The sequence below is a fragment of the Kitasatospora sp. NPDC038210 genome (genome assembly GCF_055600605.1).
In genome coordinates this window covers 411,323-426,373 of sequence record NZ_JBVJYK010000005.1, presented here as the reverse complement: position 1 = coordinate 426,373, position 15,051 = coordinate 411,323, and the positions used below count along the sequence as shown (strand labels likewise).

Genomic DNA, 15,051 nt, shown 5'->3' with positions numbered 1-15,051 from the left:
TAGCTGTGGCCCGGCTCGGCACGACCCCCACCCGTCGTTTCTCTCCCCCAGGAGGAACCGTGCTCCGCCCTGCCCGGAATTCCCGGCACCTCCGGAATTCCACCGCGCTCGCCGCGGTCGCCCTCGGCGCGGCCCTGGCGCTGACCTCGACCAGCGCCCAGGCCGCCACGCCCGCCCCGAAGCACTACGTGGCGCTGGGCGACTCCTACGCCGCCGGCGCCGGTGTGCCCGGCCAGTCGGCCGGACTCTGCCTGCGCTCCGACCACAACTACGGCCACCTCGTCGCCGGCGCCCTCAAGGCGGGCACGTACACCGACGTGACCTGCGCCGCCGCCAAGGTCAAGCACATGACGCAGTCCCAGTACGACGCGTTCATCAAGGTCAACGACCCGCAGTTCGACGCACTGACCGCCGACACCGACCTGGTCACCCTCGGGATCGGCGGCAACGACCTCGCCGCCAGCGACCTCGGCCTCGGCGAACTGGTCGCCACCTGCATCGCCGGCGCGGTGGTCAACCCGCTGGGCACGCCCTGCAAGGACGTCTACCACCACGGCTACTGGGACTGGAGCACCTGGTCCTGGCAGTACGGCAACGACGACCTGGCCGAGCGGATCCGCACCACGATCGCCCCGCAGATCGCCACCACCCTCCAGCAGATCCACGCCAAGGCTCCCAAGGCCAAGGTGCTGCTGGTCGGCTACCCGTCCGTGCTGCCCGCCGACGGCTCGACGTGCATCCTGCGCCAGCCGGTGACGCCGGGCGACGTCGAGTACATGTACGGCGTGCTCAACAAGCTGAACGCCGCCATGAAGTCCACGGCGGCGGCCAACGGCGCGACGTACGTGGACACCGCGACGCCGACGGCCGGGCACGACGTCTGCTCGGACGACCGCTGGATCGAGGGCGCGCTGCCCGGCTCGCCCGCCGTGCCGTTCCACCCGAACGCGACGGGCGAGAAGGCGATGGCGGACGCGGTGCTCGCCGCACTGCGGTAACCGCGCACCGACCCGGCACGCCGGCCCCCGCCGCACCGACCCGGCACGCCGGCCCCCGCCGCGCCGGCCCCGCGCAGGCGGCCCCCGCGCACGCGACCCCGGAAAGCCCCGGGGGGCCGGTGACCAGACCCCGGTCACCGGCCCCCCGGTCCGCCCGTCGCGCGCTATTCCGGCTCGGCGACGGTGGCGGAGGCGGTGGCGGCGGCCAGCCCGGCCGACCACTTCTCCTCGACGTTGCCGAACTTCCAGTAGGCGATCGCCGCCGCCCAGGTGAGCACGAACAGCCCGACGATGGCGTAGCCCACGAAGTTGAGGTCCAGCCCGCCGACCCAGGCGATCGGCCCGCTGGTGATGTCCAGCTTCTCGCCGAGCAGGCCGATCAGCTCGATCGAGCCGATGACCAGCGCGACCAGCACCGACAGCCCGGTGACGGTCAGGTTGTAGTAGATCTTGCGGACCGGCTTGGAGAAGGCCCACTCGTAGGCGAAGTTCATGAACGAGCCGTCGATGGTGTCCAGCAGGCTCATCCCGGCCGCGAACAGGATCGGCAGGGTGAGCAGCGCGTACCAGGGCAGCGAGAAGGCCGCCGCGCCGCCCGCCAGCACCAGCAGGGACACCTCGGTGGCGGTGTCGAAGCCCAGGCCGAACAGCAGGCCGACCGGGTACATGTGCCAGGGCTTGGTGACCGCCCTGGTCACCCGGCCGAGGATCCGGTTCATCAGCCCGCGCCGCTCCAACTGGCGCTCCAGCTCGGCCTCGTCGTACTCGCCCTCGCGCATCCGGCGGAAGACCTTGAGGATGCCGTTGAAGGCGCCCAGGTTGATCAGGCCGAGCAGCAGCAGGAAGGTGCCGGAGACGGTGACGCCGATCAGGCCCGTCATCTCGTGCAGCGTCGAGTCGTCGGACTCCACCTGGCCGGCCAGCGAGCGGATGCCGAAGGCCAGCAGCGCGCAGAGGCCGAAGACGATCGAGGAGTGCCCGAGCGAGAACCAGAAGCCGACCGACAGCGGCCGCTTGCCCTGGCCCATCAGCTTGCGGGTGGTGTTGTCGATGGCCGCGATGTGGTCCGCGTCGAAGGCGTGCCGCATGCCGAGGGTGTAGGCGGTCAGGCCCATGCCCGCGCCGAACACCTGGCCGCCGACGGTGTAGTGCTCCGGGGCGACGAGCGCGAGCAGGGTGAACCAGCCGACGACGTGCAGCGCGAGGATGAACCCGCCCATTCCGGCCAGGCGGATCCACTCCTCACGGGTGAGTCGGTCGCGCCAGCGAGGGGCGGTCATCGGGTGTCCTTTCGGCGGTACGGGCTGAGCCGGGCCATCTTTCCGCCTGGATGCACGCAGTTGCAAGTCATGCGCAATTACGGTTTGCTCTCCGCCCACCCCGACATCCCCACGATCCGTACAGGACCTCGTCACCTCCCGGGACTTACTCCGGCCCCTCTACGCGCGGATACTGCCGTTCTACGCGCGAAAACTCGGGCGCCGAACACCTCGACTCCCCACGGAGGAACGGCACATGACGATCCGCATTCGAACTGTCGCGGCCCTCTCCGGCGCGGCGCTGCTCGCGGCCGGCCTCACCACCCTGGCCCCCACCGCCACCGCCGCCCCGGCCCCCGCGACCGCCGCCGTCAGCGCCGCCCCGCACCGGGTGCTGTTCGACAACAGCAAGGCCGAGACCGCCGGCAACGCCGACTGGATCATCAGCACCAGCCAGCCCGACCCGCTCGCCCAGAACCCCGCCCCCACCACCGAGAAGAGCTGGACCGGCGCGCTGTCCGCCTGGGGCGTCGCCCTGCAGAAGACCGGCCAGTACAGCCTCAAGACCCTCCCGTCCGGCTCGACCGTCACCTACGGCACCGGCGGCGCGCTCGACCTCGCCAACTTCGACACCTTCGTCGTCCCGGAGCCCAACATCCGGTTCAGCGCGGCCGAGAAGACCGCGATCATGAGGTTCGTCCAGAACGGCGGCGGACTCTTCCTGATCTCCGACCACACCAACAGCGACCGCAACAACGACGGCTGGGACTCGCCGAAGATCATCAACGACCTGCTGACCAGCAACGGGGTGAACAACAACGACCCCTTCGGCTTCTCGGTCGACCTCCTCAACATCACCACCGACAACCCGCGCGCGGTCAGCGACGCCACCGACCCCGTCCTGCACGGCTCCTTCGGCACCGTCACCGGCTCGATCCTGCGCAACGGCACCACCTTCACCCTGAAGCCCGCCGACAACCCCTCGGTCAAGGGCCTGGTCTACCGGACCGGCTACAGCGGCAACACCGGCGCCTTCTTCGTCACCAGCACCTTCGGCTCCGGCCGGGTGGCCATCTGGGGCGACAGCTCCCCGATCGACGACGGCACCGGCCAGTCCGGCAACACCCTGTACAACGGCTGGAACGACCCGGCCGGCACCGACGCCGCCCTCGCCCTCAACGCCACCGCCTGGCTGAGCAAGGCGTGACCACCGCGCAGCGCTCACCGCGAGGAGCGTGACCGCTGCGCAGCGCTCACCAGGAAAACGCCCGCTTCCTCCCCTAGGGTCGGAATGCCGACGCCCGCGGCGCGCACGTACGGCCCACCAGCCGCACGGTCGGCGTGCCGCGGGCCCGTCAGCGCCCACCCGGCCCGGGACCCGATGGGAGCGGCCATGCCGTCCTACCCCTTCCACACCACCCGCGAGGACGTCCGCATCCCGCTGCCCGACGGCACGCAGCTGGCCGCCCGCCTGTGGCGGCCGGTCACCGACGAGCTCGTCCCCGCACTGCTGGAGTACTCCGGCGGCCGCCTCAGCGACCGGACCGCCGCCGAGGACGCCCGGCGCCACCCCTGGTACGCCGGGCACGGCTACGCCACCCTGCGGGTCGACACCCGCGGACACGGCAACTCCGCCGGCACCCCCGGCGAGCCCGGCGGCGAACAGGAGCTGACCGACGGCGCCTTCGTGGTCGACTGGCTCGCCCGCCGCCCGTACTCCACCGGGCGGGTCGGCCTGCTCGGGGTCGGCGCGGCCGGCACCACCGCACTGCGCCTGGCCGCCCGGGTGCCGGAGATCGTCGGCGCCGTGGTCACCGCCTGCCCGGAGGGCGGCCACCGGCTCGGCGGCGCCGTCCTCGCCGCCGACCTGCACACCCGGCTCACCGCGCTGGTCGCCGACGCCGCACTGCCGCCCGACCCGCGCCACGTCGGCGACGCCTGGCGCAGCCGCTGGCTGACCCGGCTGGAGGCCCTGGAGCCGCCCGTCGACACCTGGCTCGCCGCCGGCGAGACCACCGTGCCCGTCTCCGTCCCCACCTTCGCGATCGCCGGCTGGGGCGACCCGTCCTGCTCCTTCGTGCTGCGACTGCTCGCCGAGTCCCCCACCGCGCGCGCCCTGATCGGCCCCTGGCCGCACGGCCTGCCCGAGGACGCCCTGCCCGAGACGCTGCGCTGGTGGGAGCACTGGCTGCGCGGCGCCGACACCGGCGCCGTCAAGGAACCCGCCCTGCGCAGCTGGATCGGCACCCGCTGGACCGGCGACGACGTCTGGCCCTCGCCCGACGTCCGCGAGATCCACTACGGCCTGGACGGGCCGCTGCGCACCGCCGGCACCGCCGCCGACGACCGCTTCGTCCACGTCCGCTCGCCGCAGCACACCGGCCTCAACGCCGGCGCCTACGTCCTGCACGGCCGCCCCGCCGACCAGCCCCCGGACCAGCGCGAGGAGGACGGCCGCTCGGTCTGCTTCGACTCCCAGCCGCTGCCCGAGCCGCTCGAACTGCTCGGCGCCCCGACCGTACGGCTGCGGCTGCGGCTGCGCGAGGGCGGACCCGCCCCCCTGGTGGCGGTCCGGCTCTGCGCGGTCGGCCCGGACGGCACCTCGGAGCTGGTCACCCGGGGCGTCCTGGTCGCCGAGGGCCCGGACGTCGAGGTGGAGCTCGCCGCCTGCGGCTGGACCTTCCCGGCCGGGCACCGGCTGCGGCTCGCCTTCTCGTCCGTCTACTGGCCGTGGGTGTGGCCCCCGGCCGAGGACGGCGGGTACGCCCTCGACCCGTCCCGCTCCACCCTGAGCCTGCCCGTCCGCCACCTCGCCGCCGACGTGGGCGCCGCGCCGGTCACCTTCTCGACCCCCTCGCTGCCCGACCCGCTCGACATCCACCTCACCGAACCGCTCACCGCCCGGCCCGAACACGTCACCGTCCACGACATCGGCCGGCACGAGTGGCGCACCGAGCTCTCCCCCGCCTCCGACGGCACCCGGACCCACCCCGACGGGCTGGTCCGCGACGAACACACCGTCACCGCCTACCGCGTCCTCACCGACGCCCCGCTCAGCGCCCAGGCCCGCACCGACCACACCGTCCGGCTGGAGCGCCCCGACGTCGGCTGGGACGTCACCGTCCAGACCCGCGCCCAACTGCGCTGCGACGCCGGGCACTTCCTCAGCATCGTGCAGCTGCGGGCGCTGGAGGCCGGATCCGTGGTGTTCACCCGCGAGTGGCAGCACCGGGTGCCCCGAGAGAGGCCATAAAAGTAAGCCTTATGGAGTTTGCCTCCATCTCTCGATACCCTTATAAATGACGCCATGAAGACCCTGGGCCTGATCGGCGGCATGAGCTGGGAGTCCACCGCCGAGTACTACCGCCTGCTCAACGAACTCACCCGCGACCGCCTCGGCGGACTGCACTCCGCCCGGCTCGTGCTCCACTCCGTCGACTTCGCCGTCATCGAGCAACTGCAGACGGCCGGGCGCTGGGACGAGGCCGGCGAGGTCCTGGCCGCCGCCGCCCGCTCACTGGAGGCGGCCGGCGCCGACCTGCTGCTGATCTGCACCAACACCATGCACAAGGTCGCCGACCAGGTCGAGGCGGCGGTCTCCGTCCCCCTGCTCCACCTGGCCGACGCCACGGCGGCCGCCGTACGGGCGGCGGGCCTGCGCCGGATCGGGCTGCTGGGGACGGCGTTCACCATGGAACAGGACTTCTACCGGGGGCGGTTGGCGTCCGGAGGCCTCGACGTCCTCCTCCCGGACGCCGGCGCGCGCGCCCTGGTCCACCGGGTGATCTACGAGGAGCTGTGCGTCGGGGTCGTCCGGGAGGAGTCCCGGGCGGCGTACCGGCGGGTGATCGGGGACCTGGCGGCGGCGGGCGCCGAGGGGATCGTCCTCGGCTGCACCGAGATCGAACTGCTCGTCCGGCAGGAGGACAGCCCCGTCCCGGTGTTCCCCACCGCCCGTCTGCACGCGGAGGCCGCCGTGGCCGCTGCCCTCGGCGGCCGGTGACGGGAAAAGGGCTTGTGCAGAAGGGCGTTCAAGCAGCAAGATCTTCCCCGACCGAGGCATCGTCAGAGGAGGTGAGACCCGTGAAGGCTGTACCGACGTGGGTGCTCCCCCTTTCCGTCACGGTCGGCGACTGACGCAGGCGTCGCCGGGAGCGCCTTCCCCCAGCAAGGCCCTCCCGAAAGGCAACTGCCATGAATACTTTCCGGTTCACTGCCGATTCCGTGTCGAACGGCGTCCGCGAGCGCGACTTCACCGTGGACGGCGTCCCCGGCGTGCTCTGGTCCCCGGCCACCGGTGCCGACCGCGCCCCGCTCGTCCTGATGGGACACGGCGGCGGCAACCACAAGAAGCACCCCGCGATGTCGGGCCGCGCCCGGCTGCTCGTCGACGGCCATGGCTTCCACGTCGCCGTCCTCGACGCGCCCGGGCACGGCGACCGGCCGCGCACCGCCCACGACGAGGCGGAGATCGCCGACATGTTCCGGGCGCGGGCGGCCGGCGAGCCCGAAGGCCCGATCGTCGTCCGCTACAACGACCACCTGGCGAAGCTCGCCGTGCCCGAGTACCACGCGACCCTGGACGCCCTCCAGCAGCTCCCGGAGATCGGCGCCGACGGGCCGGTCGGCTACTGGGGCGTCAACATGGGCACCGCGATCGGCGTGCCCTTCGTGGCGGCCGAACCCAGGATCACGGCCGCGGTCTTCGGCCAGCACTGGCCCGACACCCTGGCCGAGCACGCGAGGCGGATCACCGTCCCGATCGAGTTCGGCCTGCAGTGGGACGACGAGCACATCTCCCGCGCGGACGGCCTCGCGCTGTTCGACGCCTTCGCCTCGACGGAGAAGTCCCTGCACGTCAACGCGGGCAAGCACAAGGAGTTCCCGCGCTTCGAGGCCGACAGCGCCGCCCGCTTCCTCGCCCGCCACCTCGGCAGGCCCGCCGGCTGACCGCCGGCCCGGTGGTGCCCCGCCCCGGTGGCGCCCCGTCCTCACCCGGGCGGGGCACCACCGGGGCGGGCAGCCCTGCTCGAAGGGCCGTCGTGGGGATCACCCCTCCTCCGGTACCTCCACGATCAGCAGGGTCCCCCGGCTGCCCGCCCGCACCGCGTGCCACGCGCCGGCCGGGACGACGCACAGCTCACCGGCCCGCAGGGTCGACTCCTCGCCGTCCACCAGGAGTTCGAGACTCCCCTCGACGACGAACAGCACCTCGGCCGTCCCGTGGGCCTCCGCTTCCAGCTCCCGCCCGTCCATCCGCAGGACCTTCACCGCCGCCGTCCCGACCCGCCCCAGCACCTGGGAGCGCCAGGCCTCGGGCAGCCGTGCCGCCCGCTCGTTCACATCCATCAAGCTCATGGCCCTGGACGCTATCCGTCCTGGGCGGTCCATTGGTTGACCGTTCGGTAAAACCTCACGATGATCGCTCCGGTGAAGGCACGCACGCTCTACCACGACCTGCTCGACCACGACGGGCCGGCCGCCGACGACATCGACCGCTGGCTCGGCCAGGCGGCCGCCGCGGACTACCGCGCACGCCTGCGGACGGCCGCCGTCCACGGCTCCGCCTGGTGGGGCGACCAGGAGCACCACGGACCGGCGCTCGTCGAGGAGCTGTACGCGCTCGGCCGGGTCGCCGACGTCCTGCTGCTCGACCCGCGACCGGACGACTACCTGCGGGCGTTCACCACCCTCGGGATGACGCCGTTCGACGGCCTCGTGCCCTTCGACCCCTTCCTGCACGAGATCGTCGACGTCGAGCAGGCCGCGGACCCGCAGGCGCCGATCGAGGTCCTGGACGTCCAGCGACCCGGACTGATGCTCGGCGAACTGCTCTTCAACCGCGCCCGCGTACGGATCCGGGCCGGCGCCGCGCACGCCGAGCGCGGGGTCGCCGACCGCTTCCCGCTCTACTGGACGTTCCGCCGCGCCGACCGGCCGGTGCACGACCTCTCACACGGCTGGGGCGGCAACTCCCAGTGGAGCACCGACTTCCGCCTCGACTACCGCACCCCCGGCGGCGACCACCTCAACGTCGCCGAGGACGGCTCGGTGGACGGCCGCCCCGACCTCGGCCACTATCAGGAGCTGGCCCCCGAGGAGCAGCTGCTCACCCCGGCCGAGCGACGCGAACTGCTGCGCAACCGCTGCCTGCTGCGCACCCCGCAGGCGGCCGCCGAACTCGCCGCCTCGCCCGGCTGGGAGGACGAACTGTTCCCCTACGCGTGGCGGCTGCCGGCCGGGGAGTGGTGATCGGCCGCTGAGGCGTGATCGGCCAGCACCTCGCCGATCACGTACCGGGCGATGCCGGTCATCCGCGGGTTGGTCCGGCGGTAGTAGGCCAGCTCCATCAGCGCGACGGACAGCGCCCAGCCGCGGCCGCGGGCCCAGGTCGCGCCGTCGGCGGCCACCGCCGTCCGGAAGGCGGCGCGGGCCGGCCCGGGGAGCACGTACCAGGCGGCGATCAGGTCCACGGCCGGGTCGCCCAGGCCCGCGCAGCCGAAGTCGATGACGGCGCTCAGTCGGCCGCGCCCGTCCACCAGCAGGTTGCCGGGCTGCAGATCGGCGTGGATCCAGACCGCCGGGCCGGCGTGCCCGGGGGCGTGAACGGCCTCGTCCCAGGCGGAGGTTGCGGCCGCGACGTCGATGACGTCCGGGAGTTCCGCGATCGCCCTCCGGACCGCACCGTCCCGCTCCGGCAGGGACTCGCTGCGGTAGGAGGCGGGGCCGCCGGTCGGGTCGACCCGGCGCATGGCGGTCACGAAGGCGGCCAAGTCGGCGGCCAGCAGGGCGGGTTCGGCCACCGCACCGGCCACCGGGTTCGCGCCGTCGAGCCAGCGCAGGACCGACCACGGCCACGGGCAGCCGTCCACCGGTCCTCCCCTGGCCACCGGGACGGGCACCGCGACCGGCAGCTCGGGCGCGAGGCGCCGGAGCCAGACCCACTCCTTGTCGATGTCCTCGACGGCCCCCGGGATCCGCGGGACGCGCACCACCAGGTCAGCGCCCAGCCGGTACATCGCGTTGCTCGTCCCGGCCGTGGCCACCGACTCGACCGGCAGGCCCGCCCAGTGCGGGAACTGCGCGGCGACCATCCGGCGGACCAGGGCGTCGTCGATGTCGATCTCGTCGGCGTGCATCGCGGGGAAGGAGGACACGGCGACCGAGCCTGCCGGGCCGGCGGCGCTCCCGCAAGCGAATTGTCGCCGCGGAGACCACCCCCGGAGACCACCCCCGGAGACCACCCCCGGGGACCACCCCCGGAGACCACTCTCGGCGGCTACCAGGCCACGTCCTTCCCCTGGTGGTCCAGGAAGCGCAGGCCGGGCTCGCCGCGGTGGCGCTCGATCGTCTCCACCACGCCGGGAACGCTCTCGTCCACGCTCAACTCGGCCTCCATTCCGCCCAGTTCGGTCCGCACCCAGCCCGGGTCCATCAGCAGCAGGCTGCGCGCGCCGCCGGCCTGGCGGACGGCGTAGCAGCGCATCAGCTGGTTCAGCGCGGACTTGCTCGCCCGGTACAGGTCCTGCCCGCCCTCGGTGTTCAGGGCGATGCTCCCCTGGTCGGACGACATCACCCCGATCGTCCCGGCGGGCGCGACCAGCGGCCCGAGGACCTCCACGACGCGCATCGGGCCGAGCGCGTTGGTGACCATCACCTCGGTGAACATCTCCGTCGGCACCTCGCCGATCGGCAGGTCACCGCGGGTGACGGCGGCGTTGACGAAGAGCAGGTCGAGGGTGCGCCGGGCCAGCCGGTCACGGAGGGCCGCGATCTGCTCCGGGTCGGTCATCTCCAACGACTCGACGGTCACCCGCCCGCCGGCGGACTCGGCCAGTTCGTGCAGGCCGGTGCGGCGGTTGCCGCGCACCGTACCGATGACGTCCCAGCCGCGGCGGAGGTACTCCGCGGCGATCCCGAGGCCCAGGGTGCGGGAGGCGCCGATGACCAGGGCGGTCCTGCGCGGCGCGGCCGCGAGGAGCCGTTCTTCACTCTTGGGTCGAACTTCACTCATGGGTCGAGTCTCCGAGCGGCCGGGGCCGGGCGTCCAATGCCCTTCCGGGCGCATTGATACCGTGCGGGCATGGACCTGGATCTGCGCAAGCTCCGCTACTTCGTCGCGGTGGCCGAGCACCGCCGGTTCGGCCGGGCCGCCCAGGAGTTGTTCATCACCCAGCCCGTCCTCAGCCGACAGATCCGGGCGTTCGAGCAGGAGTTGGGCTGCCGGCTCTTCACCCGGACCACGCGCAGCGTCGAACTGACCGCCGCCGGGCGGCAGTTGTACGAGGAGGCGGCGCGGATCACCGCCACGGTGGACGCCGCCCTGCAACGGGTCCAGGAGGCCGCGCGCGGCGAGCAGCGGCTGGTCGTCGCCTTCTCCCCCGGCCTGCACGTGTCGGAGGCGATCCGGACGTACACGGCACGCCACCCGGAGGTCGGGATCGACGTCCTCCCGCTGCGCTGGTGGGAGCAGGACGCCCCGCTGCGCGACGGCCGCGCACACGTCGGCCACCTGCGGCGGCCCTTCGACGACACCGGGCTGCACACCGTCCCGACCGGCCGGGAGACCAAGGTGGCCTGCCTGCCGGTGACGCATCCGCTGGCCGGCCGCCGCACCCTCACCGCGGCCGACCTCGACGGCGAGCCGATCCTCGACGCCAGGAAGCGGCGGACCTCCTCGCTGGACGAGAAGTTCGAGCTGATCGCCTCCGGGCAGGGCATCGCGCTGGTGCCGCTCAGTGTCGCCGGCTCGTACTCCCGCCCCGACCTGGTCTACCTGCCGGTCACCGACTCACTGCCCGTCGAGACCTGCCTGGCGGTGCCGGAGGGCGGTTGCACCGGGCTGGTGGCGGAGTTCCTGGCCATCGCCGCCGCCACGCTGCGCCGCCGCCCCTCCGACGGCACGCCGGCGCCCGCGACCGCGCTTCCGCCGGCACCCGAACCCGCGACCACACCCGCACCCGTAACCGCGCCCGGACCCGGACCCCTACCCGCAGCGGCTCAAGCCCGGACCGCGAGGTCCTGACCGCCCACCACCCTCAGCAGCCGCAGCGCCTCGTGCGAGGGCGTCCCGGCGGCCGCGGTGTAGAAGATCGTCCACTGGTCCCGGTGCGGGTCGTGCAGCGCCTCACAGTCGAGGTCGAGCGGGCCGACCACCGGGTGCAGGATCCTCTTCCGGGCCCCGGAGGGCGGCAGCTACTCCTGGTAGGCCCCCGCGGCGATGAGTCCGGGCAGCTCGCGCATGTCCCGGAAGACGACGGTGCCGGGCCCGGTCAGCCGCTCCGCCGCCGTGACGCCGCCCGCGTACCCGAGCGCGCGCATCCCGGCGGCGCGGGCGGCGGTGACACCGGGCGCACTGTCCTCGACCACGACGCAGGCCGCCGGGTCGACGCCCATGCTCCGCGCCGCGTGCAGGAACAGGTCGGGCGCGGGCTTGCCGTGCCGGACCTCGGTGGCGCTGAAGATCCTTCCGGCGAAGCGCTCGTACAGCCCGGTCCGGCCCAGGGTGTGCCGCATCTTCTCGTGCGTGCCGCTGGAGGCCACGCACACCGGCAGGTCGATCGCGTCCAGCGCCTGCGGCAGGCCGTCCACCGGGGTCAGCCCGGCGTCCACGGCCTCAGCGTGCAGGGCCTGGAAGCGCTTGCCCCACACCGCCGCCGTCTCCGCGCCGAGCCGCTCGGCGACCAGCGCGTTGTTGACCGCCTCCGACCGCCCGACGAACCGCTCGATCGCCTCTGACTCGCTCAGCGGCCAGCCGTACTCCTCTCCCAGCCGCACCAGCACCCGTACGGCGATCACTTCGCTGTCCACCAGGACGCCGTCGCAGTCGAATATCACCAGCTCGATCGGCTTGATCATCCGATCAGCATATGGCTGCCAGAACGGTCAGGGTCCCAGCGGCGGGAAGTTCGTCGCCGACTCGGGGACGCCGTCCGGTAGGTGCAGCGGGTTCGAGCACGGGTAGCTCGCCACGGTGGCCTTGGCGTACTTCAACGCGAAGTCAAGGGCTGCCCGGTGGAGCTTCTCCGACCTCGGCCCCTCAGGACCGCCCGTGCTGATCAACACATGCACGTACGGCCGACCCATGCGCGTGTTCTCCGGGTTGTCACACCGGAATCCGAGATCCGCGAAGTACGGCCCGCTCCAACCCTGCACGTCCGCACCGAAGTCGAGCCGGCTCTGACCCGGGAGGTTCAACTCCGAGCCCGCGCCGTCGGTGTAGTGCATGGTGGACTCGTCCATCAACTGCACGTCGACCACCACCAGGGTCTTCTCCGGGTTCTGGTGGAGAATGCACCTCTGGTCCTCGATGCCCGGGCGAAGGCGTTCCCCCTTGCCGTTCAGGTAGTGCTCGACGAACGTCCTGGGCAGCTCCTCCGCCAGCGGCGCGAGGTCGGCCCGGGTGAGCACCGACCAGCAGGCACTGGTCGACGGCTCCGCCGGTGCGTGGGCCGACCGCCACCACCACCCGAACCCGGCCCCGGCGAGGACCACCGCCGCGACCCCTGCGGCAAGCCACCGCCGCCGGAGCCGCTTGCCCTCAGCCACTGACGGCCCGGCCGAAGCGGTCCGCGGCGTAGGTCCCGCCGGTCAGCACACCCTTCGCGGCCCCCGTGGCCAGCGCCTGGATCCGCTCCGGATTCAGCCCGGTTCCCTGCGCGGCCTGTTCCACCGTCCTCTTGGCAGACGCAGCGGCCGCGTTGAACCCCTCGTCATCCGCACGCATGGCCGGGTCAGCGGTGTTCGGGTCGATGTAGTAGCTCGACGCCATCTGGTCGATGAAGTAGTTCACCGGCAGCGACAGGCCCTTGCCGACAACAGGCAGATCCCCCGCCACCCTGCCGCCGGTCGCGGCCCAGACAGCCTTCCCCCACATGGCGTTCTCGTTGACGGAGTCGTTGTACGCCTTCGCCTGGCCCTTCATCTCGTCCACCAACCCGGCGGTGCGACCCGCGGTGAGATACCCGGCCACCTCGCCGCCGGAGTGCGCCGCGTTGGTCACGGCCAGGTCGAACTCAGGACCGTAGGTGTCCCGGCGCAGCATCACGTCCTGGATGCGCGCCGTCGTATAGGCCTGCTGGGCCTGGGCGATGGCGCCGAAGGCGTCCGGGTTGCGACCCAGGGCCCCCAAGAGCTTCTCCGTGTTCCCCTGGTTGAGCTTCGCCGACGCGCCGTAGGTCGTCAGCGCGCCGTCCTCCGGATTCAGCGCCACGTGCACATCACCCATGTAGGCAGCGGTCAGATGGCCCAGGCTGGGCGCGAGACCCGCGAAGTCCGCCCCCTGGCGAAGCAGCTTGGGACCGTCCCCGCTCCCGAAGCGGTCGACCACGTCCTTCATCACCGCCGCCTGCTCCAGCGTGTGCTGCGGCAGAGGGGTGTCCGGGGGCGCGCCGTAGGGGCGCCCGGTGGTGGCCGCTTCCAGCGCGTGGCCCAGGGCCAGCACCTCGGGCGACTCCGCATGGCCGCCGGCGAAGTAGTCGTTCCCCTTCGAGATGTCCTGGAGCGGTGAGCGGTCACCCCCCACGGTCAGGTCCTTGAGGTACGTGTTCGGCTGGTTGCGGGCCTTGACCGACCCGTCGAGGTTGTACTCCGTCTTCGGATCGTGGAAGAACTGGGTCGCGGCCTGGGGATTGTGTGCGAGCGCGTCCAGCACGCCGGTCATCGGGTTGAAGCCACCGGCCTGGTCGCCCTGCGTGTAGCCCAGCAGCTTCATCTGGTCCAAGTCGCTGTGGAGCCACGGCGTCGACGTCCAGAAGCCGGGCATCTGACTGAGCTGGGTGACGTGCTCGGCGACCGGGTTGAGGAAGTGCGGGTCGTACGTTCCGGTCCGCAGGATGTTCGCCAGGATCTGGTAGCCGTACGGCTGGACGCTGCCGCTGACCCGGTCGCCGCGCGGCAGGATCTCCACCCTGGTGGCTCCGGCCCGGCGCAGACCCGCCTCCCACTCGTCGGACAGGTGCGGGAAGTTGTGGCTGTCGGTGGCGCCGGCCAGTGCCGTGCCGAGGTTCCTCTGGAGGTCGGCGATCGCGGTCGCGCGATTGTCCTTGTCCGCCGAGGCGACGGCCAGCTGGCCGTAGTACTTGAGGAAGCCGTCCGGTCCCAGCCGGTTGTAGAAGGCGGTGGTGAACTGCGGGTTGTTGGCGTTGGCTTTCAGTGCCTTGTTGAGCTCGTCGAGTTGGGCGTCGGTAAGGTTCCCGGCCAGCTTGAGGAGGTCCGCCGTCTTCTTGCCCTGCTCCTCCGGCCCCGTCGACGGCTGGAAGGCGGTCTTGCTCTTCCCGGTGGCGCCGCCGAGCGCCGCGGCGGCCGCGGTATCGGCTGCCTTCGCCCGGGCAACGGCCTTCGCTATGTCCTGGCCCACCGACTCGGCGAGGGCCTTGTAGGTGGTGGCGTAGGTCGGGTCGTGCTTGTCGGATTCGCTCGTCGGCGCGGGCCAGCTGATGTTGGCGCCGTCCGCGTCCACCGTCAGGGAGTTGTCGACGGCCCTCTTCAGCGCCGTGTCCAGGTCCGCCCGGGCGGCGGCGAGTTCGGTGTGGGCGTCCCGCAGGGCCTTGCCGATCGCGCTGGCCTCCTCGAAGGCCGCGTCGAGCTCGTTGCGGGTCTTGGTGATGGTGGCGGCGGCCCGCTCAGCCGCATCGCCCCGCCAGTTCGATCCCTGGAGCGGGGTGAGGATGTCGCCGGTGAACTCGGAGGAGAGTTTCCAGTCGCGCGTCAACGACTCGAAGGCCGAGGCCAGGGTCTCGATGCCCTTGAACGTCTCCTGGCGCAGGTCGGAGTAGGTACTCATACGGCCGGCC

General features: G+C 72.4%; 14 protein-coding genes and 1 pseudogene. 7 read left to right on the top strand and 8 right to left on the bottom strand.

Annotation, left to right across the window (positions count from 1 at the left end):
- Window positions 1–59 precede the first annotated feature (59 nt).
- The gene (locus ACZ7KX_RS13545) at window positions 60–998 is read left to right on the top strand and encodes an SGNH/GDSL hydrolase family protein (RefSeq protein ID WP_470326572.1); all 939 of its coding nucleotides are present in this window, start codon (window positions 60–62) and stop codon (window positions 996–998) included.
- Between the two features lie 164 nt (window positions 999–1,162).
- Here the strand turns inward: ACZ7KX_RS13545 and nicT are convergent, their stop codons facing one another.
- Window positions 1,163–2,278 carry a Nickel transporter NicT gene (nicT, locus tag ACZ7KX_RS13540; RefSeq protein ID WP_470326571.1) on the bottom strand — a complete coding sequence of 372 codons (1,116 nt, stop codon included), beginning with the start codon at window positions 2,276–2,278 and terminating at the stop codon, window positions 1,163–1,165.
- A 114-nt stretch (window positions 2,279–2,392) separates the two neighbouring features.
- Here nicT and ACZ7KX_RS13535 point away from each other — a divergent pair.
- From ACZ7KX_RS13535 to ACZ7KX_RS13520, 4 genes and pseudogenes are all read left to right on the top strand, one after another.
- Window positions 2,393–3,461 (top strand): annotated as a pseudogene (locus ACZ7KX_RS13535) (hydrolase); the annotation flags it as partial.
- 189 nt (window positions 3,462–3,650) lie between these two features.
- Complete coding sequence (locus ACZ7KX_RS13530) at window positions 3,651–5,510, top strand: CocE/NonD family hydrolase (protein WP_470326570.1); 1,860 nt, start codon at window positions 3,651–3,653, stop codon at window positions 5,508–5,510.
- 54 nt (window positions 5,511–5,564) lie between these two features.
- Window positions 5,565–6,260 (top strand): aspartate/glutamate racemase family protein, encoded by a 696-nt coding sequence (locus ACZ7KX_RS13525; RefSeq protein ID WP_470326569.1) that lies wholly within the window; start codon window positions 5,565–5,567, stop codon window positions 6,258–6,260.
- 191 nt (window positions 6,261–6,451) lie between these two features.
- The gene (locus tag ACZ7KX_RS13520) at window positions 6,452–7,207 is read left to right on the top strand and encodes an alpha/beta hydrolase family protein (protein WP_470326568.1); all 756 of its coding nucleotides are present in this window, start codon (window positions 6,452–6,454) and stop codon (window positions 7,205–7,207) included.
- 99 nt (window positions 7,208–7,306) lie between these two features.
- Here ACZ7KX_RS13520 and ACZ7KX_RS13515 read toward each other — a convergent pair whose 3' ends face one another.
- Entirely contained in the window at window positions 7,307–7,615 is a 309-nt protein-coding gene (locus ACZ7KX_RS13515; RefSeq protein ID WP_470326567.1) for a cupin domain-containing protein, read from the bottom strand.
- Window positions 7,616–7,687: 72 nt separating this feature from the next.
- Between ACZ7KX_RS13515 and ACZ7KX_RS13510 the strand changes: the two genes are divergently transcribed.
- Window positions 7,688–8,509, top strand: coding sequence for a hypothetical protein (locus ACZ7KX_RS13510; protein WP_470326566.1), 822 nt, complete (start codon window positions 7,688–7,690; stop codon window positions 8,507–8,509).
- Here the strand turns inward: ACZ7KX_RS13510 and ACZ7KX_RS13505 are convergent.
- Both ACZ7KX_RS13505 and ACZ7KX_RS13500 read right to left on the bottom strand, forming a co-directional pair.
- Window positions 8,476–9,396: an aminoglycoside phosphotransferase family protein gene (locus ACZ7KX_RS13505; protein ID WP_470326693.1), complete on the bottom strand. Its 921-nt coding sequence runs from the start codon at window positions 9,394–9,396 to the stop codon at window positions 8,476–8,478. The genes ACZ7KX_RS13510 and ACZ7KX_RS13505 overlap by 34 nt on opposite strands.
- Window positions 9,397–9,536: 140 nt before the next feature.
- Complete coding sequence (locus ACZ7KX_RS13500) at window positions 9,537–10,271, bottom strand: SDR family oxidoreductase (RefSeq protein ID WP_470326565.1); 735 nt, start codon at window positions 10,269–10,271, stop codon at window positions 9,537–9,539.
- A 69-nt stretch (window positions 10,272–10,340) separates the two neighbouring features.
- Here ACZ7KX_RS13500 and ACZ7KX_RS13495 point away from each other — a divergent pair, with 69 nt between their 5' ends.
- On the top strand, window positions 10,341–11,282 hold the full coding sequence (locus tag ACZ7KX_RS13495; protein ID WP_470326564.1) for a LysR family transcriptional regulator: 942 nt from the start codon (window positions 10,341–10,343) through the stop codon (window positions 11,280–11,282).
- Here ACZ7KX_RS13495 and ACZ7KX_RS13490 read toward each other — a convergent pair.
- From ACZ7KX_RS13490 to ACZ7KX_RS13475, 4 genes are all read right to left on the bottom strand, one after another.
- Window positions 11,258–11,452, bottom strand: a complete 195-nt coding sequence (locus tag ACZ7KX_RS13490) for an MmyB family transcriptional regulator (RefSeq protein ID WP_470326692.1) — start codon at window positions 11,450–11,452, stop codon at window positions 11,258–11,260. The two genes, ACZ7KX_RS13495 and ACZ7KX_RS13490, sit on opposite strands and share 25 nt — an antisense overlap.
- Window positions 11,453–12,115, bottom strand: a complete 663-nt coding sequence (locus ACZ7KX_RS13485; protein ID WP_470326563.1) for an HAD family hydrolase — start codon at window positions 12,113–12,115, stop codon at window positions 11,453–11,455. It abuts the gene before it with no gap.
- 27 nt (window positions 12,116–12,142) lie between these two features.
- Entirely contained in the window at window positions 12,143–12,667 is a 525-nt protein-coding gene (locus tag ACZ7KX_RS13480; RefSeq protein WP_470326562.1) for a hypothetical protein, read from the bottom strand.
- 130 nt (window positions 12,668–12,797) lie between these two features.
- On the bottom strand, window positions 12,798–15,041 hold the full coding sequence (locus ACZ7KX_RS13475; protein ID WP_470326561.1) for a hypothetical protein: 2,244 nt from the start codon (window positions 15,039–15,041) through the stop codon (window positions 12,798–12,800).
- Window positions 15,042–15,051: the final 10 nt, after the last annotated feature.

Coding starts and splice junctions, on each gene's coding strand:
- nicT (WP_470326571.1), bottom strand. CDS start 2,278: ATGACCGCCCCTCGCTGGCGCGACCGACTCACCCGTGAGGAGTGGATC.
- ACZ7KX_RS13530 (WP_470326570.1), top strand. CDS start 3,651: ATGCCGTCCTACCCCTTCCACACCACCCGCGAGGACGTCCGCATCCCG.
- ACZ7KX_RS13525 (WP_470326569.1), top strand. CDS start 5,565: ATGAAGACCCTGGGCCTGATCGGCGGCATGAGCTGGGAGTCCACCGCC.
- ACZ7KX_RS13520 (WP_470326568.1), top strand. CDS start 6,452: ATGAATACTTTCCGGTTCACTGCCGATTCCGTGTCGAACGGCGTCCGC.
- ACZ7KX_RS13515 (WP_470326567.1), bottom strand. CDS start 7,615: ATGAGCTTGATGGATGTGAACGAGCGGGCGGCACGGCTGCCCGAGGCC.
- ACZ7KX_RS13505 (WP_470326693.1), bottom strand. CDS start 9,396: ATGCACGCCGACGAGATCGACATCGACGACGCCCTGGTCCGCCGGATG.
- ACZ7KX_RS13500 (WP_470326565.1), bottom strand. CDS start 10,271: ATGAGTGAAGTTCGACCCAAGAGTGAAGAACGGCTCCTCGCGGCCGCG.
- ACZ7KX_RS13495 (WP_470326564.1), top strand. CDS start 10,341: ATGGACCTGGATCTGCGCAAGCTCCGCTACTTCGTCGCGGTGGCCGAG.
- ACZ7KX_RS13485 (WP_470326563.1), bottom strand. CDS start 12,115: ATGATCAAGCCGATCGAGCTGGTGATATTCGACTGCGACGGCGTCCTG.
- ACZ7KX_RS13475 (WP_470326561.1), bottom strand. CDS start 15,041: ATGAGTACCTACTCCGACCTGCGCCAGGAGACGTTCAAGGGCATCGAG.